This is a genomic window from Paenibacillus sp. P4_A9 (assembly GCF_056402415.1).
Genome location: NZ_JBFUHL010000007.1, coordinates 39,999 through 59,481, shown reverse-complemented (window position 1 = coordinate 59,481; position 19,483 = coordinate 39,999). Strand labels below are relative to the sequence as shown.

The following is a 19,483-nucleotide window of genomic DNA, read 5'->3' as shown; positions in this document are numbered from 1 at the left end:
GGTTTACTTCTTCTTCTTTTTGTGAACTATGATGAATATACTTTACTTAGAAAGTTAATTTGGAGGATTTTGGTGTTTTTTATCGAATAATATTTAAAATTGTTTGAATTCGGAGGATTAACTTATGAATGCCAAGAGCAGTATGTCTAAGAAACTAAATTTGGCCAGACAAGAACTGCTTGATCTTGGTCTCCGAAATCCATTGCTTAATTATCGAACCCTTAAAGCACGAGGACTAGAAATTATGAGTGAAAAGTCATCCGAGGTTTTCAGAAATCTAGTTTTGGATAAAAGAAAGATGACTTTCTTAGAAGTATTGGATAGGAAGAGTGAACTTAAACCTATTAGAGATGCACACGTTGAAGAACAATTTGGGAATAATGATGATTTAAATAAAGTGAAGATCTATTCGGATACAAAGTTGCAAACTAATTACAACGACAAACAGCTTCAAAGTCGACTACTAGCGACTTATACGGCTGCTAAAACCTATATTGAGGAACAAGGAGTCAATATTCTCTATTTGGCATTCGGTATGCTCAAGTGGTACGAATCCGATCAAAGCCAAGAAATACGTAAAGCTCCATTACTACTTGTTCCAGTTCAGTTAGAACGCGTGAACGCAAGAGAACGGTTTACGATGACTTACACGGAAGATGAAGTAGGACATAATATTTCTCTCGTTGCAAAAATGAAGACAGAGTTTGGGATTGAAATCCCAGATTTTGATGAAGAAAACAATTCTGTAAATGAGTATTTTGAAAACGTGAAACAAGCAGTTGAAGGTCAATCACGGTGGAGTATCGACAACGATTCTATCGTGATTGGCTTTTTTTCCTTTGGGAAATTTCTGATGTATTGGGATTTAGATGTTGAACATTGGCCAGAGCACACGCACCCCCTAGAACATTCTGTTTTAAAGGCGTTATTACAAGAAGGCTTCCAAGAGACCTCCTCAAAATTTGGTGAGGAGCATCATCTTGATCAGTATCTAAAGTATGGAGAAAGCAATCTAATTAAGGATGCGGATAGTTCGCAGATATTAGCGATATTGGATGCAAATCAAGGTCGTAATTTGGTAATACAGGGACCTCCAGGTACAGGTAAATCTCAAACAATTACGAACCTTATAGCTGACGCTATTGGCCACGGAAAAAAAGTTTTATTTGTTTCTGAAAAAATGGCTGCATTAGAGGTTGTTAAGCGCCGTCTTGATGAAGTAGGGCTTGGTGTAGCCTGTTTGGAGCTACACAGTCATAAAACAAACAAGAAGATATTGCTTAGGGATCTCGCCAATACTCTTGATTTAGGCAAACCATTAAATAAAAATAACGATCAGATTGCTCTCATAGAAGAATTGCGAGATCGGCTTAATCGTTATTGTGAGGCAATGAACACTCCAGTATCTAATTCAGGTGCGACTCCTTACAAAGCCTTAGGGGAGCTTGCGCATTACAAAGTAAAATTTAAAAAAAATAATTTACCACGAGTACCTTCTGCAAGCATGTCTGAGTGGTCAGGAGAAAAGTTCACAAAACGGGAAGCGCTAATAGAAGAGTTACAAAGTCTAATACAATCGATGGGCATACCTTCAAAGCATCCATTTTGGGGAAGCAAAAAGAAAGTAATACTGCCAGGTGAGATAGGTCACTTGGAAGAAGCTTTAGAAGTAGCATCAGTAGCCTATTCTAATTTTATCAGTCAATGTTTCAATATTGCAGAAAGTACAAAGTTTCCAACTCCTAAAAATTGTATTGATGCGGAATTGTTCCTTGAACTTACAACTCAAGCGTTAAATGCGCCAAAGATAAATGATGTTAATATAAATTCCGTGAAGTGGTTGCCATCGAAAGACAATTTGTTCAATTTAGTTGACATTGGGTTGAGTTATAAGAATGTTCACTCGAAATTTGATGAACTTCTTGTGCCTACCGCTTGGGAACAAGAAGTTTTGGGAGTAAGACTATCTCTGCTTTCTAATCAAGATAAATGGTGGAGATTTTTTTCTAAAGATTATAGATTAGCTAAAAGAAAAGTGAAGTCGTTTTTGTGTGATCCTAAAGGGAACCAAGTCCCAGACATAGAAATTATCGATGCAATTCTCAAGGCTCAAAGCTGCAAGACAATGATTTTGGAATATGACACAATCGCTAAAGAATTGTTTGCTTCTTACTGGAATAGTATGCAAACCGATTGGAATGAATTAAAAATACTGATTAATTGGGTATTGGAGTTACACCAAAGCGCAGCGGGTAAACTTCCTTCTTGGAGTATAGATTTTATTTTGGGTGCTGTGAAAATCAATAGTTTGGATCAAATTTTAGTCGAATTTAAGAACTCATATGATAATCTGGTAAATAATCTTAACTTATTAGTTAACTTTTTAGAATTAGATGGGTCTATCCGATTCGAAAATAAGCAACCCATGAACAAACAAATATTCACTATTATAAACGAGATGATCTCACTATGGAGAGAACAAGTTGATACCATCCATCAAATAGCTTCTTTTAATCAAGTTGCTGGTTTATGTCTACAAGAGGAATCCCATGATTTTGCGATATTAGCTGAATCATGGGAATTAGCCTCCATGTATTTGTTAGATTGCTTTAGATGGAATTGGTACCAAACTCTTGTTGAGAAAGCTTTTAGGGAACGAGAAGTATTATCTCAATTCGATGGTAGCAGGCATGAACAGGTAGTTAAAAAATTTAGCGAGCTAGATAAGGAATTAATTCATTTAAACCGGTTGAAGTTGACAGAAACACATTGGACTAAACTGCCGCGATACGAAGGAGGGGGGCAACTCGGTATTTTACAACGTGAGATGGTAAAGAAGACAAGACACTTGCCAATTCGAAAACTGATGCAAACTGCAGGTAATGCAATCCAGGCAATTAAACCTGTTTTTATGATGGGCCCATTGTCAATCGCCACATTTATCCCTCCCGGAAGTTTGGATTTTGATTTGGTCATATTTGACGAAGCAAGCCAAGTAAAGCCGGTTGATGCATTTGGAGCGATTATTAGGGGGAAACAAACAATTGTTGTTGGAGACAGCAAACAAATGCCTCCTACTAATTTCTTTGATTCTTTATCCAGAGAAGATGAGTCTGATGAAGATGACTACATAGCTGATATGGAGAGTATCTTGGGATTGTTTGTCGGGCAGAATGCACCACAACGAATGCTTCGTTGGCATTACAGAAGCAGGCATGAATCACTAATAACTGTTTCGAATCATGAATTCTATGATAACAAACTAGTAGTTTTCCCTAGTCCTGATGGGGAAAAGGTTGATTCAGGATTAATCTATCGTTTCCTTCCGGAAACTAGTTATGATCGTGGGCGGACGCGTACTAATAAATTGGAAGCAAAGGCAGTTGCTCATGCAGTGATGCATCATGCTAAAAATAACTATAACTTATCTCTCGGGGTAGCCGCATTTAGTATGGTGCAGATGCAAGCTATCATGGATGAAGTGGAAATGATGCGAAGAGCGGATCCATCGACCGAAGCCTTTTTTATAGCTCATGCACATGAGCCATTCTTTGTGAAAAACTTGGAAAATGTTCAAGGGGATGAACGTGACGTTATCTTTATTAGTATTGGATATGGTAAAACAGCAGAAGGCTATTTAGCTATGGATTTTGGTGCTCTTAATAGAGAAGGTGGAGAACGAAGACTCAACGTTCTTATCACTCGTGCACGAATTCGCTGTGAAGTGTTTACGAACCTTAAGTCAGATGATATTGATTTGGCTAGATCCAATGCCCGTGGGGTTAAAGCATTTAAAACATTCTTGAAATATGCAGAAAAAGGACATCTGGATATTCCCACTGAAACAGGTAAAGATTTTGATTCACCGTTTGAAGAAGCTGTGTATAAATCACTTATTGAAATTGGATATCAGGTTCAAAAGCAAGTTGGTTCAGCGGGATTCTTTGTGGATTTAGCTGTTATTGATCCAGTTCAACCCGGGAGATATCTCCTTGGAATAGAATGTGATGGGGCTACATACCACAGTGCCCGTTCAGCAAGAGATCGTGATCGCTTAAGGCAAGAGGTGCTTGAAGGCCTAGGTTGGAATATTCAACGGATATGGAGCACAGATTGGTTTAAACAACCGGAACGGGAATTGAAACGTGTTGTTGAAGCTATTGAAAAAGCAAAGGTTCTGAGTAAGCTAGATAGCAATGTAAGAAAGGTAAAAAAAGTAGAAAGCCAGGATCTCTCCATAAAACGTGATCAAGTTGATGCTGGGCCGCAAAAAGGGAATGAAGTTTTGAAATACAAGCTAGCTGATTTGAAAATTGATTTAGCAGGAAAAGAATTTCATACCCTTCCGATACCCAAAGTTAAGGCATGGGTAAATGAGGTGGTGAGAGTTGAAGCTCCAGTACACGTTAATGAAGTGATCAAACGTATTTGTGACGCGGCGGGGTTAAAAAGAGTCGGTACGAGGATTCAAAGTTCTATAGAAGAAGCAATTAGAGTTTTAGTCCATGATGGATCGATAAAAAAGAAAGATGAGTTTTTATGGCTTAACGGAACCCAGAAAGTTCAAATAAGGAATCGTTCAGAAATGGCGAACAAAAAGGCTGGATTTATTGCCCCTCAAGAAATTGAGGCTGCCATAATTAAAATTGTAGAGGAAAGTTTTGGCATAACTACAGAAGCAATACCACAGCCTGTTTCACATTTATTCGGTTTTTCTCGTCTAACAGAGGATATGAAAGATCTTATTGAGAAAATAGTGACGCGTATGACAAGTAGCAAGAAAATACAAGAAAAAGAAGGTCAACTTCTCAAAGTGTAAACATGCTACCGAGTAATTCAGTCTGTCCCACTATAACAAGAAATGTTGAATTAATGGCAAAATAAGCGTATCTACGATTAATTATTTGTCTTGCATATTAATGTATAGACTGTTTATTGGTTAAATATTTTTTCTAACGAATTCTGCAACAAACCTTTATTTTCGCCGGCGGAGCTCTTTAAATTCCAACAGATTCTGGAACAACAAATACGGAGCGCCGCGGGTTCGCGGGCTCCGTTTTCTAATTAATTATGGAATATCACACCTGGTTTGTTTTTTTTTTTTTTTTTTTTTTTTTTTTTTTTTGTGGCTTTTTTCCACTCTGCAGCAGCAGCAGTCCGATATCGTATCGATTGCAGCGGTGTCGCGGGTGTCGGGCAGACTGTAAAATGAATGAATCCCCACTGGCCTACTCGACCGGAGGGGTATTTTTATGTCTTCGCATATACTCTTTCACGGCCTCTACCACAACATCAACCATCTTCTTATTCTGTTTCGCGGCAAATATCTTTAAATCAGTATGGAATTGATCATCGAAATCAAAAGTTGCTTTTTTCTTATTTACAGGTTTCTGTATACCTGTATTTACAGTTTCCTGTATTTCTTGACTCCGCCGTTTTCCTAATAACTGATCAATCGCATCACGCTTGGACACGTTGCTCCAGCTCCTCGACAAAATTTCTATAATTACTTAGTGCCGATGTATCCGTATTACTGTATTCCTGTATTCCTGTAATAGAAAACTCCTTGATTCTATTTCTTCGCTTTATTTCCGATCGAAACACAACTTCCTCGTATTCTCTCCTTACCCTATCAATGATTGTTTTATCAATGATTGTTCTAGAATCGATCATTGTTGGCAATATGCCGCATAATACAAGGTCCAGCTTTTTAACCTCTTTGATGTGAATCATTGTTGCGATGTATCTGTCCAGCGCGTCATAACACATTGGTTCGCATTGTAGCATGACGATTGCATAGTCTGAAGCCACTAAACCATTAATAGTGTGCTCTCCGAGATTTGGAGGTAAATCAATAAGTATGTAGTCGTATCTAGCCTTTATTTTATGTAGTGTATCTCTCAAAATGGTCGAACTCATTGAAGGATTTTGATGGATAAGCATGGGCAGAGTTGCAAGCATTTCATCAGCAGGAATGAAGTGAAGGTTGTAGGTTAATTTGCGGATGTAGGGGGTGGGGTTCATGTTTTTACATGCCTCAAAAATAGTCATTTTGGAGTAATCGTGTATATCTCGTTGAGTAAGAAACTGTGTCAAATTGCCTTGGCTATCGAAGTCCACACAGAGAACCTTGTACTTCTTAGAGAGAAGATACCCCGTTATGGCAGTGGTTGTCGTTTTGCCAACGCCGCCTTTTTGATTACCGATCGAAATAATGGCTCCCATAACCCATTCCTCCTTATTTCTGTAAACCTTTATTCCTGTATATAGTTCTACAATAAATTTATTTAAAAGGGGGTCATGCGCGGTCAAGTCGAGAGTGAATTCCTTTCCGCAACCATAGCGCCAGGAATTACTCTTTCATATCAATCTCTGTATATTTATCCATAAGGTCACTTTTCGCCAGAAATATTTATTCTAACGAATTCTGTAACAACAAAAACGGAGCGCCGCGGGTTTGCGAGCTCCGTTTTCTAATTAATTATGAAACATCACATTTTTTTTGTCTGTTATTTTATGTAACCTAAATTATTTTCCCAAAATTTTCTGAAAAAAAGTAAATAATGGATATATAAATGTCATGAACGGAGACTGGTTTGACCAATCGTACGGATTTTATAATAAAGTGGAGGAGGACAAAATGACGGCAGCGAGATTTATTACGCATTCTGGGGAATCATTTTAACCTCGATAAAAGCTTTTATCGTTTTTATTAATATTAATATTAATATTAAAGAGGAGAGTGTGATCATGAAAGCAAAGCAAAAAAAACGTATAGCGGTCATTTTGGCATCATTACTATCCATGGGTGCGATACTACCAACAGGTATCGTATATGCCGGTGGCGATACGCTACCCCCGCGTGTCGGTGAACAAGGCTACAAGGGTAAAAACCAGCCGGTTTATCATGGACATCGAAAACAAAATATTTTGGATTGGACTCCTGAAACAGACGAATTTTCTGAATTTATGAGAGCAAAAATACCGCTTCAGAATCGTAATGAAGCTTTTAAGCCCACGCAGGCAAACCCCAAATTGGATCAAGAAGTTCAATACCTAAACTTGACAGGCGACTATGGTATTGAATATATGAATCCGACAGTGTATAATGATCAATTTTCACGATATCTATTCAACTTTTGGCAGTATGTGGATGTTCAAGCATCTTGGCATGGTGTAGTTACAAATCCGACGCCGGATTCTTTGTACAATCCTGTGGGAAATTGGTGGGAACATCAATTTGAGTTTGGCGTGTTAAATATTCCAAACCCGGCATACACAAATGCCGCTCACAAGAACGGCGTTAAATCTGTAGGTTGTATTTTCTTCCCGAGATCGGAGCATACGGAAGATTATATTTATAAAGATAGTAATGGAAGATTCCCTATGGCTGATAAATTAGTTGAACTGGCTAAATATTACGGCTTTGACGGGTACTTTGTGAATGCCGAAGAAGCACTGAATGCCAGCTTTATGCCCGTTTATCAAGAGTTCATTCGCGCAATGACATCTCAAGGTCTATATGTTAATGTTTACGCTTCCAATCTGTATGGTCAAACAAATCAAAGCACGTGGGGGCGAATTAACTACTCTAATAAAGATGCAAAACAGTTTAGCAACTGGGTTAAAAGTCCTACAGATACGACTATTGCCGCCAATTCCTTGTATATGAACCCTGACCCGAGTAAAGCAATGGTAGACGGTTCGGTTGCAACCATGAAGGCATTAGGTTTAGACCCAAGAAATACTGTATTTAATACACTTGAAGCAGGTCAAACTGGTTTCAGCGGAACACGCGGGGCATTATATAACACTTATGATGAAAATTTAGTCCCAAGAACGGGCTTAGCTTCTCTGGGCAATACAACGGTCTATGATCATTTGGACGAACAACTCTTTGGTCATTCGGGTCCAAATAGTTACACTGAAAATAGACGCGCAAACCCTGATTATTACAAATATGTTGCCGCAAGAGAAAGAACATGGTGGTCAGGTGCTGCAGACGCTCCTACATATAACGCGGGACAAGGGACGCTTGCTTCAGCTGGCATGACACAGGATCAATTGTTGGATGCTGTTCTAGATGCTACTCCAGACCCTGTCAAAACAGCCAATGATCCTAATCGTGGGAAACCAAACGAAGGTAAAAACTATAAGACATGGCCAGGTCTAGCGGCATACATTTCTGAAAGATCCGTCATTGATGGTTCAAATTTCTATACGAACTTTAATACTGGACATGGCATGCAATATTTTGTCGATGGTGAAGTTTCGAATGATAACCAATGGGCCAACATCAATATCCAAGATATTCTCCCAACATGGCAATGGCGGATCGACACGGAAGGTACCCGTTTAAAAGTCGATTTCGACTATGGCAAGAAATATAGTGCGGGAGATGAGTATACTCAGCTTGGCGGATATGATGGCGGCAGCTCTCTGGCAATCTTTGGGGATTTGGATGCACCTAACTTTATTTCTTTGTACAAAACAAAATTAGACATTAAAGCGGAATCAAAATTAAACATTACATTCAACAAACCATCTGTTACCGATGCAAGCAGCGTTAAAGTCGGATTGATTTTTGAGGATGATCCAGCAAAAGTTGAGTACATTGAAATTCCAAGCGGAGCAAATAAAACTACACAAGGATGGGTTCAAAAAAATCTAGACTTGTCCCAATTTGCGGGTAAAACATTGGCAGCCTTCGGACTGTCTTTCACCCCAGAACAAGGAACGATTGAGGATTATCAATTTAATGTTGGTGAAATTAACATTACCGATAGTACAGTAGTTAAACCTGCCGCGCCGACAGGCTTAAAAATCGATAAATCGTTTGATACGTCTGAAACGTATATTTCCTGGAATTTGGAAGATTACAGCAAAGTACAACAATACAATGTGTATGCGGAATTTGAGCATGGCAAAGAAATATTCTTAGGCGGAACCTATGATGACAGATTTTATATTAAGTCTTTATATGATCCGAAAGGCACTGTGAAAATCAAAGTTAAAGCTGTTGGGGCTGATGGAAGTGAAGGCAATGCAGCAGTTGTAGAAAAAGATTTCTCGAATACTGTAAGAAATATCCAGACGGTGGAAAATGTCGGTTCTGTTGATGTAACTTGGGAAACTCCGGCAGTTAAATACGTACAAGCAAAAGTAGACGTTACATTGAACTACTCCGTAACAAAAGATGTATATTCAACGACTGTGGCAAAAGGAACCAATGCAGTGAAAGTTGAAGTTCCAATTGCAGACGGAAGTACATATACAGTTAGAATTTCATTGCTAGACGCCAAAGGTAACGTAGTTACTTATGCGGATGATACAGGCGTATTAAAAGATGATCATTCCGACGTTTATGAGGGAACAGCAACATTTTTTACACCTCCTTTGAGCAGCCTTAAAAAAATTAAACTATCAGGGCCAACATCCAATGACTGGTGGCATTTATATGCATGGCAGAACGGTAACCCGATCACATTCAATGGAAAAGCATATGCAATTAGAGGCGTTGACGATCTAAGAGCACTCAGCGTTGTAGGAAGCTCTGGCGTTATTGAGATTGTATTGGAAGATTTTAATGGCAATATGTCTAAGCCTGTACAAGTTCCATTTGGAAGTTAGGGCAATAAAAAAGGATTCAGATATAAGCCTTGGTTCTGGAAGTATATTTTCCAAAACCAAGGCTGTTTTGCTTCGCCCCGTTGAAAATAGTGAGCAGGAAGTAAAAAGAAGTGAATAGAAAGATTGGGCCTTTTCTTCTATACTAGCATCAGAACATGCAATTTTATCCAGAAAAGGGTCATTGTACAGGAAATCTCATCCATTTGTCGAATACAGAGACAAATCTATCTCATCGACATCAGGGGGAATACAAGATTGAACTTGCAGAAGTGGCTAAAGCCAAACATTTTTTCGAAACTGATTCTATCGTTTCTGGTTGTCCTCATTCCGATTTACGGCCTTAGTATCTATGCCATTCAATCTGCAGAAGAGAATGTTCGCGACCAGCTATCGCAATCTGTCGTTTCGAATGTGAATTTCTATATGAGTTCTTTTGAAAATGAGATGCAACGGATCATGCAATTAAATAAGGAACTTATATTCGATGACGATTTCCAAAAAATCCGTACGATAGCTGACGCAATGGATGATTATACACGAGCACAGACGATTTTAAGCGTAAAAAAGAAGCTGCAGTTGCTAAAAACATCTAGCTTATACGTGGAAAACGTAAAGGTGTATATTCCTTCACTTGATAGAGGCATCTTCGCCAATAATTATGAAAATGAATTCCCACAGGACGAACTGGACGCGCTAATGGAGTCTGGCCGAGTAGGTTCGCCGCTCACCTATTGGAAAAATGGGCTGTTTCTAAGTGATATGTATCCGAAGCCTTATCTGCAGAAGCTACATCCGACGATTGCTCTCGGTGTTGATTTATCTACACCAAAACTGCAAAGCTCACTTCATCGAATTATTGATATGAATGGGGCAGGTGCTGCCTTGATTAATATCGGGCAAAATTGGTCGTTTTCGGATGGGAAAAGCGACTTTATATTATCAAAACTACGAGTCTTCCTCTCCGCTCAAGTACAGAAGGATAGCGTGAGCGATCAAGGCAGCTTAACGGTCAACGGCAAAAAGTACTCAATCACTTTCACATATTCGAAGCTATTGCAAACGTATTTAGCTGTTTATATTCCTGAAAGCCAACTGCTCGGCCCATTAGACAAGTATCGTAAAATTTTGTGGTTGCTGTCTATTCTTTCTTCCATTGTCATTGTGATTTTCTCCTATTGGATTTATCGACTTATTCATCAACCTCTCAAGCGGCTCATCAGTTCGTTTCGGCAGGTAGAGCGAGGTAATTTGCAAGTCGAAATTCATCACAATTTTAACGATGAGTTTAAATACTTGTATGGTCAGTTCAATCAGATGGTTGCACATTTGAATCGGTTGATCGGTGAAGTGTATGAAGAGCGGATTTATTCGCAGCAAGCGGAGCTGAAGCAACTGCAGTCTCAAATCAATCCTCATTTTTTATATAATAGCTTTTTCATTTTGCAAGGGCTTATTCGGATGCGCGATTCTGAAACATCAGAAAAGCTTATTCAGCATCTCGGAGAGTATTTCAAGTTCATTACACGAACAGGAGCGGACACAGTTACGCTAGAGCAGGAAGTAGGCCATTCGAAAGCGTACACCGAAATTCAAACGTTGCGATTTTGCAATTTGATAGAGGTGAAATGGGGAGAACTGCCGCGCTCGCACTGTCATATGCAAGTTCCTCGCCTCATTTTGCAGCCACTCATTGAAAACGCCTATATTCATGGATTAGAAGATAAAATAGCAGATGGCAAGCTGACGATACAGTTCCAGGTGGAGCAGGATTATTTACGAGTAATTGTGGAGGACAACGGAGAGAACCTCTCGAATGAGCGGTTAATAGAATTGAAGGAAATGCTGCAGTCACCCAAAATCTACAAGGAGTCGACAGGACTGTTTAATGTTCATCGTCGCTTGCAATTAAGATATGGTGAAGCGTTTGGTCTAATTGTTACAAGAGGAGCGTTAGGGGGCCTTTATGTTGTAATGAGGCTACCATGCAAGGAGGGATAACCTGGATGTATAGATTATTAATCGTGGATAATGAACCGTTGATTGTCGAAAGCATTGTTGATTTATTCGAAAGAACTTCCGTATCCGAATTGGAAGTACATTGCGCATATTCCTCTGTTGAGGCGCTGAAATGTCTGGAAAAGCTCAAGTTCGATATCGTGCTCTCGGATATACGGATGCCTGGCATGAGTGGAATTGAGCTCCATCACGAAATTATTAAATATTGGCCTTGGTGTAAAGTGATCTTTTTAACTGGATATAACGACTTCGAGTACATCCACATGGCGATTCGAAATGGCAGTGTTGATTATTTATTGAAAACTGAGGGAAGCGATGCAATCGTTGAGGCGGTTCGGAAGGCGATGTCGTCGTTGTCCGATGCTTTGGCCGTTGAGCAATTCATCTCAAAATCGAAGCAGCAAATGCAAATGGTCACACCGTTTTTGCAAAAGGAGTTGCTATGGGAGCTGCTGCAAGGGGATGCTCATGCCTATCGTTCCATGCAGCGAAGCTTCGAGGAAGTATACATGGAGCTGCGTCCGTCTGAGCCTGTAGTTGCCATGATCGGAAGAGTGGATAACTGGAACGAGAGTGTGAGTTCCTTCGACAAGTCTCTATATTTATTTGCTATTCAAAATATCGCGAAAGAATATTTGTCATCAACGGTGCAGCTTTTTTCTTTTGACTTTGAGAAAAAGACGAAAATCATTTGGTTGATACAACCTAGCGTCAGCGAAACAGGTCTGTCCTCTGATGAGCTGTCCATGGTGCGCCAACGCACACTTGTGTTTAGCAAAGGCGCAGCGGAAATGATTCAAGGGGCCTGCAAGAACCTGTTGAAGCTGAGCCTTTCTTTGGCAGTCGGTACCACTTTCAAAGAGTGGGGCCATATATCCGAACAATTCGAGCATTTGCAGATGCTGCTCAATAGAGGTCTAGGGCTTGGTCAGGAACTGATGCTGCTGGAACAAAATATGGGGGCATTGCCGGAAGCATATGTCGAGCACGAACGAAGAAAGCAACTGAAAAAATTGAACGTACTGCACAGTGTGCTGGATAACGGACAGAAAGACCAGTTTATGGATGAATTCACCAGTGTTGTGAATGCAGTAAGTGAAGCTGCGCCGCAGTTGAATTCGATTAGAGCCGAAATTTATTTCACGCTTGTTTCGATTTTTTTATCCTATATAAATCGGTTGGAAATTCAGAGTGAAATCGGGATAGAAATCAATTTGGGCAGGTTGACGACGCTCGATTATCAGAACAATTGGAAAGAGGTCGTTGACTATTTTTACAAATTAGCCGAAGTGTTGTTCGAGCATAAGTTGACTGGGCAGGATAGCCAAGAACACGATGTGATTCGTAAGATACAGCGGTATGTTCAGCATAATTTATCGGGCGATTTGACGCTTAACCGAATTGGTGAAATAGTCGGGCACAATCCTTCATATTTGTCCCGATTGTATAAACAGATCACAAATGAAGGGTTGTCAGATTATATTATGTCGGCACGGCTTCAAAAAGCGAAAGAGCTTCTGGAAGAAAATAGGCTGAAAATTCACGAAGTTTCGATCGCCGTCGGTTTTTTATCGGATCAGTCATTTTACCGTTTTTTTCGCAAAGCGACGAACAAGACGCCTCAAGAATATCGGGAAAGTGTTGCGATGTTAAGAAATGCGACTATAAAGTAAAGAAAGGACAATAGAAACATACAAAAATTAATATTATTATAAATATGTAACCAGTTATTCAATATATATCCAATAGGAGGGTTATAAAATGGCAGTTAAAAAATTGTTCTCTCTATCAACCGTATGTTTAGTAAGCCTTTCACTGCTGGCAACCGCATGTTCAGAAGATGGAAAAAGCAATGATGCTTCGCAGCAATCGACAGACAGTAAAGTGTCAAGTACACCTGCAAGTGCGGCTGTAAATTATGATCCTCTGGGCAAATACGATCCACCGATTGAGGTTCACTCCGTACGTATGGCACTTCCAAATGATCGCTTCGAAAATGGCGACACGAACCAAGCCAACGTTTGGACAAGAGAATATGAAAGCGCTCTCGGCGTCAAGCTCGTTTACGATTGGCTCGGTGATCCGAACGGTGATACCAATAAACTGGATATATCGATCGCATCCAACCAAATACCGGATGTATTCGCTGCAACCGCGAAGCAAATGAATCAATTGGTCGATGGGGGACAAATTCAGGATTTGACGGAGGTGTGGAACAAATACGCCTCACCGGCACTGAAGGAATTGGCCAATCAAGATGGAGGACTGGCTCTGAAATCTGCTACATTCGACGGCAAATTAATGGCTATTCCTAAATTCGGAGGCAACATTACAAGTGCTGATATTTTATGGTTACGTACTGACTGGTTGGATAAGCTGAATCTGCAGCCACCGAAAACGATGGATGATTTGTTGAAAATTGCTGAGGCGTTCGTGACGCAAGATCCGGACGGAAACAAGAAGAATGATACGTTCGGGTTAGCGGTCAGTAAGGAACTTAACGGTTTGGCGGGATTTTTCAACGGATTCCACGCTTATCCGGGCATTTGGATTAAAGATGCTTCTGGAAAATTGACTAACGGAATCGTTGCTCCAGAAATGAAAACAGCACTATCCAAGATGCAAGAACTGTACAAAAAAGGATTTATTGATCGGGAATTCGCTGTAAAAGACGGTGGCAAAGTTGTTGAGTCTATTTCGCAAAATAAAGTAGGCATTTATTATGGTCAGAACTGGTACTCCTATTGGCCATTTAACGATGCTAGAAAGCAGAATCCAGGCATGGAGTGGAAGCCGTACCCGATTGTGTCCGCGGACGCTAAAGTTGCGACCCCAGGAGTCGGATTCCCAATATATGAGTATGAAGTAGCGAAAAAAGGTTACAAAAATCCGGAAGTCATTGTAAAGATGCTGAATTTGTGGATGGAGCGCGCCTATGGAAAAACGGCCGACTGGAATAAATTCTCAGTTTCAGCGAAAGGAACAGAAATATTCCAATATCCGTTATTCCAAGCGTTTGCGCCGAATAAAGACGTGCCAGACAACTACCTTGCCGTGAAAAACGCAACGTCTTCCGGGGATGCCTCCAAGCTGAATCCAGAGCAAAAAGCGCTTTTTGAGAAGATAACGGCTTTCAAAAAGGGAGACGACTTGCAATGGGCTACTTACCGTCAAGCCGGTCCGACAGAATCCTCGTTCGAGGTGTTGGCGGGTTATAAGGATAAGTTGTTGACGACAGGTTACCTAGGAGCCAATACACCAACAATGGTCGAGAAGCAGGGAGTTTTGGATAAGTTACAAAATGAAACATTTACGAAAATTATTATGGGTGCTGCTCCAGTAGACGAGTTTGATAAATTCGTTGAGCAATGGAAAAAATTGGGCGGAGATAAAATCACGCAAGAAGTCAATGATGCGAGCGCCAAACTAAAATAAAACAGGATACTGAAGCGAGAGGGGAGTGCTACTATTCACCTCTCGCTTTATACTAAATAACAAAATAATCGATCAATGGTAAAGGAAGGTGCCGTGATGCGTAAAAGGTGGAGACGGGAGCTTCCGCTGCATGCTATGGTTTTACCCAGTTTCATTTTAGCCGTACTTTTTAGTTATTTTCCTATGGTTGGCGTCGTTATTGCATTTCAAAAGTTTACGCATATACGCGGGAATGGACTCTTGGGTTTTTTCGGAAATAAGTGGATTGGTCTTCAAAACTTTCAATATATTTTCGAGCTGCCAGATACGCTCCAGGCTATTCAGAACACGGTCATTATTGCAGTGCTTAAAATTTGTACCGGACTTGTCGTACCTATCGTTATTGCGCTTCTATTGAATGAAATTCGAATATCTTCAATTAAACGCGGCGTTCAAACGCTCATCTATTTGCCTCACTTTTTATCGTGGGTTATTTTAGGCGGAATTTTGATTGATATTTTGTCTCCAGAATCAGGAATAGTGAATCAACTGCTACGGTATATGGGGATTGAACCTATCTTTTTTTTAGGAGACAATCATTGGTTCCGAAGCGTACTGATCGTGTCGGATGTATGGAAGGAATTCGGATTCAGCACGATCGTCTATTTGGCGGCCATTACGAGTGTAAACCCTGCTCTATACGAAGCGGCAGTCATCGATGGGGCATCGCGTTGGAAGCAAACGATAAACATTACACTTCCTACCATATTCCCTATCGTTATCTTAATGCTGACATTGAGTTTAGGAAATGTGCTCAATGCGGGATTCGATCAAGTTTTTACGTTGTACAACTCAACGGTTTACGAGACTGGAGATATTTTGGATACTCTTGTCTATCGAACTGGCGTAGTCAGTGCGCAATATAGTGTCGCAACTGCGATGGGGCTGTTTAAATCTGTCGTGTCCTTGATCTTTATAAGTGTTTCGTATTGGTTCGCGTATCGTTTTTCTAATTATCGTATTTTTTAGGGGGGGACCCTCATGTTTCATCGACCTTCGATTCGTTATCGGTTGTTCAGTATAAGCAACTACGTGTTCTTAATATTCGTGTCGCTGCTGTGCCTTGCGCCAGTGGTTCATGTGTTAGCCATTTCCTTCAGCACTAGCAGCGCTGCTTCCGCTGGGTTGGTGAAGCTGTGGCCCGTTCAATTCACACTTGCGTCATATTCGTTTATTCTGGAAAATTCTCAATTTTTAAAATCCTTCGTAATTTCGATTCAGCGAGCAATCTTGGGTGTATCGATCAGTGTGGCATTGTCTATCTTGCTTGCTTACCCACTGTCAAAGGAAGTGAAAGATTTTCGTTTTCGTACGGCGTATGCATGGTTTTTTGTGTTTACGATTCTATTCGGAGGCGGGCTTATTCCGTGGTTTATGACCATTCAGATGTTAGGCTTGATGAACTCCATTTGGGGACTAGTGCTGCCGGGAGCCGTGCAAGTATTCAATTCCATATTACTTCTTAATTTTTTTAGGGGCTTGCCTAAGGAACTGGAAGAATCGGCTTTCATGGACGGCGCATCCCATTGGACGGCACTGTGGCGCATTCTAGTTCCAATCTCAATGCCTGCCTTGGCTACAATCTTGTTGTTTTCATTCGTCAATCAATGGAACTCTTGGTTCGACGGGCTGCTGATTATGAATACGCCGGATAAATATCCACTGGCAACCTATTTGCAAACGATCATTATTAAACCTGATTTTGCCAAAATCAGCATGATGCAAGCGAAGCACTTGTCTGAAATATCAGATCGGACAACGAAAGCGGCGCAAATCATTATCGGCTCATTGCCGATTTTGTTGGTCTATCCTTTTTTGCAAAAGTTTTTTGTAAAAGGGATTGTGGTTGGAAGTGTTAAGGAGTAATCGACATAACTTGATAGGCTCAAATGCTGAGAGGGGTTCAATACATGCAAAAGTTGGCTCGTAAGTGGCGAATTTATGCCATTCATCATTCCCATACCGATATTGGCTATACGGAAAGACAAGAGAGAATAGAGCAATTTCATGTTGATTTTATTCGACAGGCGCTGCGAATCGCAACACAAATTCGAGCGGGACAAAAGGAAGAATGGAAAGGCTTTAAATGGACTTGCGAAACGTTCTGGGCTGTCGAGAGATTTTTGGAGGTAGCCAGTGAGCAAGAGAAGCTTGAATTTGCAGAAGCTATTCGCAATGGCGATATTGAGCTGTCAGGGACGTACTTGAACATGACGGAATTGGCGGATTATGACTTGCTGAAAGCAATTCATGCCAAAGCTGCAGAATATGGACGATCAATCGGTCATCGTGTGGATTCGGCGATGACAGCTGATATTAACGGCTATAGCTGGGGCTACGGTCAAAGCTTACTGGACGCAGGCGTTCAACATTTGTTTTCGTGCATTCATACGCATCATGGCATGTTTGCCTTGGGACGCAAGCAAACGCCTTTTTGGTGGAAGACGCCGAAGGGAGAAAAGCTGCTAGTCTGGAACGGGGACCATTATTTTCTTGGCAATGAGCTTGGCATATGCCCAGACGCAGTAGGCAGCTACATTATTCGCGATGAGTTTCATACACCAAGCATCGTCAACAATCATGATGAAATTATGGCTACTCGGATCGAACGGTATTTGACTCTGCTTGAGTCGGAGGATTATCCGTATGACTTTGTCCCGGTTACGCTTTCTGGTCTGGCGACAGACAATGGCGCACCGAACGGAGCGATTATGGATGTGATTGGCAGATGGAATGCGGAATATGGGGAGCAAGTTCAAATTCAGATGGTGACATTGAGCGAATTTTTCAGCCAACTCAAGGAGCATGGCGCCGATATTCCCGTATATGCAGGAGACTGGCCGGATTGGTGGTCTGATGGCGCTGGTTCGACGCCAATGCAAACACAAATTTTCAAAGATAGCCAACGCACGCTGCGCAAAATCAAGCGACTTGACCCAACTCAGGAAATTGTTAACCGTAAGGAGCTTGATGAGATTGAGTATCAGCTTGCGATGTATGCCGAGCATACGTGGGGATTTCATAGCTCAATTGGTCAGCCATGGCATTGGAACGTTCAAATGTTAGAAGTACGTAAGCTTGCGTATGCAGCGAATGGGAGCCGACTCGCGCATTCAGCATTAGATAAAGTGCGTGACGCCAAGGGCGGTTCGCTGTTATACCCAGGTCGGCCATTCCGTTATCGTGTCGTAAATACGGAACTTCAGCCTTCCCGTCAGCTTGTTGAATTTGAATGGGACGGATTTGAGAACGAGCGATTCAAAGATGGGGTTGAAGTAATTGATGAAAGCACGCTGCAGGCCATACCTCATCAACTGGGCTATCAGAGGGCGACGATCGAAGTCAGTTTGGCTCCCGGAGAGCAAAAACAATATGCGCTCCGACCAGCAAAGCCGTCCAAGGCGAAGACGACGGACAACTTCAAGCTGTTGGCTGTCGATTCGGTCAACGATGTTGAAGATATGTATGATAGCAGCACTGCAAAGGAGCTTGTTGCTGTCACGCAGCATTCCATCACGTCACCTTTCGTACATATAAGTTGGAATGAGGCGGAAGGAATCGTCTCGTGGATAAACAAGGAAACAGGTAATGAGCTGATACGTAATGATAAAAAACATGGAGCGTTTACACCTGTCTATGAAAAAACACCTGTAGCCGATCCGAAAAATCAAGGGAATATGTATACGTCAAGGAACCAAATGGGCAGAAATCGCAAGGGCATCAATGTCAAACGCTCATCTGGATGCATCGTGAAAGTGAGAACAGTTGAGACAGGACCTCTATTCGGTATTGTAGAACTGCAGTTCGAACTTCCGGGGACGAGCTATTACTCACTGTTTATCAAGGTGTATGCTACGATGAACCGCGTCGATGTCGCAGTGCGTTTACACAAAGATTCCGTCTGGGAGGCGGAAAATGTATACTTGTCAATCCCGTTTTCAGCTGGAAACGAAATGGATGAGACACTTTGGCTGGAAAAATCGGGTGGACCCGTTCGGCCGTGGGTGGATCAGATTCCAGGCACTCTTCTTGATTTTACGTGCATCCAGGAAGGGATGGCATTTGTAGGAAACAGCGGTTCACTAATAATCGCTACACCGGATACACCGCTTATTCAACTTGGTACACTGGAATATGGTAAGCGATACCTTCATACCCAGCAGCCAAAAGAGCTGAAGCCGGAACTTTACGTATGGGCGATGACAAATTACTGGGAAACCAATTTTAAAGCTACGCTTGGTGGATTTTACGAATTCCGATATTGTCTGGAATGGAACAAAGAGATAACTGTCGCTGAGAAAGCGATCGAACATTGCCATACGCTGAGCGCAGGGCTTACATCATGGCGAATTGGGGAGTGAAT

At 41.2% G+C, this 19,483-nt stretch carries 10 protein-coding genes; 8 read left to right on the top strand and 2 right to left on the bottom strand.

Going from position 1 to position 19,483, the window contains the following annotated elements; translation table 11 throughout:
- The first annotated feature begins 124 nt into the window (after positions 1–124).
- Entirely contained in the window at positions 125–4,819 is a 4,695-nt protein-coding gene (locus AC1DVJ_RS08240) for a DUF3320 domain-containing protein (protein WP_477589789.1), read from the top strand.
- A gap of 409 nt (positions 4,820–5,228) precedes the next feature.
- On the opposite strand, the gene AC1DVJ_RS08235 is transcribed toward AC1DVJ_RS08240, so the two are convergent.
- Complete coding sequence (locus AC1DVJ_RS08235) at positions 5,229–5,474, bottom strand: hypothetical protein (RefSeq protein ID WP_477589788.1); 246 nt, start codon at positions 5,472–5,474, stop codon at positions 5,229–5,231.
- Positions 5,461–6,225: a ParA family protein gene (locus AC1DVJ_RS08230; protein WP_477589787.1), complete on the bottom strand. Its 765-nt coding sequence runs from the start codon at positions 6,223–6,225 to the stop codon at positions 5,461–5,463. Before AC1DVJ_RS08230 ends, AC1DVJ_RS08235 begins: the two co-directional genes overlap by 14 nt.
- A 525-nt stretch (positions 6,226–6,750) precedes the next feature.
- On the opposite strand from AC1DVJ_RS08230, the gene AC1DVJ_RS08225 reads away from it, so the two are divergent.
- The 7 genes from AC1DVJ_RS08225 to AC1DVJ_RS08195 all read left to right on the top strand — a co-directional run bounded on the left by AC1DVJ_RS08225 (position 6,751) and on the right by AC1DVJ_RS08195 (position 19,481).
- Positions 6,751–9,630, top strand: a complete 2,880-nt coding sequence (locus AC1DVJ_RS08225; protein WP_477589786.1) for an endo-beta-N-acetylglucosaminidase — start codon at positions 6,751–6,753, stop codon at positions 9,628–9,630.
- A gap of 255 nt (positions 9,631–9,885) precedes the next feature.
- On the top strand, positions 9,886–11,628 hold the full coding sequence (locus AC1DVJ_RS08220; protein WP_477589784.1) for a sensor histidine kinase: 1,743 nt from the start codon (positions 9,886–9,888) through the stop codon (positions 11,626–11,628).
- 5 nt (positions 11,629–11,633) lie between these two features.
- Entirely contained in the window at positions 11,634–13,319 is a 1,686-nt protein-coding gene (locus tag AC1DVJ_RS08215) for a response regulator transcription factor (RefSeq protein ID WP_477589782.1), read from the top strand.
- Positions 13,320–13,407: 88 nt separating this feature from the next.
- Complete coding sequence (locus AC1DVJ_RS08210) at positions 13,408–15,081, top strand: extracellular solute-binding protein (protein ID WP_477589781.1); 1,674 nt, start codon at positions 13,408–13,410, stop codon at positions 15,079–15,081.
- A 93-nt stretch (positions 15,082–15,174) separates the two neighbouring features.
- Positions 15,175–16,089 carry an ABC transporter permease gene (locus tag AC1DVJ_RS08205; protein WP_477589780.1) on the top strand — a complete coding sequence of 305 codons (915 nt, stop codon included), beginning with the start codon at positions 15,175–15,177 and terminating at the stop codon, positions 16,087–16,089.
- 12 nt (positions 16,090–16,101) lie between these two features.
- Entirely contained in the window at positions 16,102–16,986 is an 885-nt protein-coding gene (locus tag AC1DVJ_RS08200; protein ID WP_477589779.1) for a carbohydrate ABC transporter permease, read from the top strand.
- A 44-nt stretch (positions 16,987–17,030) separates the two neighbouring features.
- Positions 17,031–19,481: a glycoside hydrolase family 38 N-terminal domain-containing protein gene (locus AC1DVJ_RS08195; RefSeq protein WP_477589777.1), complete on the top strand. Its 2,451-nt coding sequence runs from the start codon at positions 17,031–17,033 to the stop codon at positions 19,479–19,481.
- Positions 19,482–19,483: the final 2 nt, after the last annotated feature.

Excerpts from the sequence above, each read along its gene's own strand:
- AC1DVJ_RS08240 (WP_477589789.1), top strand. The coding sequence starts at position 125 with ATGAATGCCAAGAGCAGTATGTCTAAGAAACTAAATTTGGCCAGACAA.
- AC1DVJ_RS08230 (WP_477589787.1), bottom strand. The coding sequence starts at position 6,225 with ATGGGAGCCATTATTTCGATCGGTAATCAAAAAGGCGGCGTTGGCAAA.
- AC1DVJ_RS08200 (WP_477589779.1), top strand. The coding sequence starts at position 16,102 with ATGTTTCATCGACCTTCGATTCGTTATCGGTTGTTCAGTATAAGCAAC.
- AC1DVJ_RS08210 (WP_477589781.1), top strand. The coding sequence starts at position 13,408 with ATGGCAGTTAAAAAATTGTTCTCTCTATCAACCGTATGTTTAGTAAGC.
- AC1DVJ_RS08225 (WP_477589786.1), top strand. The coding sequence starts at position 6,751 with ATGAAAGCAAAGCAAAAAAAACGTATAGCGGTCATTTTGGCATCATTA.
- AC1DVJ_RS08195 (WP_477589777.1), top strand. The coding sequence starts at position 17,031 with ATGCAAAAGTTGGCTCGTAAGTGGCGAATTTATGCCATTCATCATTCC.
- AC1DVJ_RS08215 (WP_477589782.1), top strand. The coding sequence starts at position 11,634 with ATGTATAGATTATTAATCGTGGATAATGAACCGTTGATTGTCGAAAGC.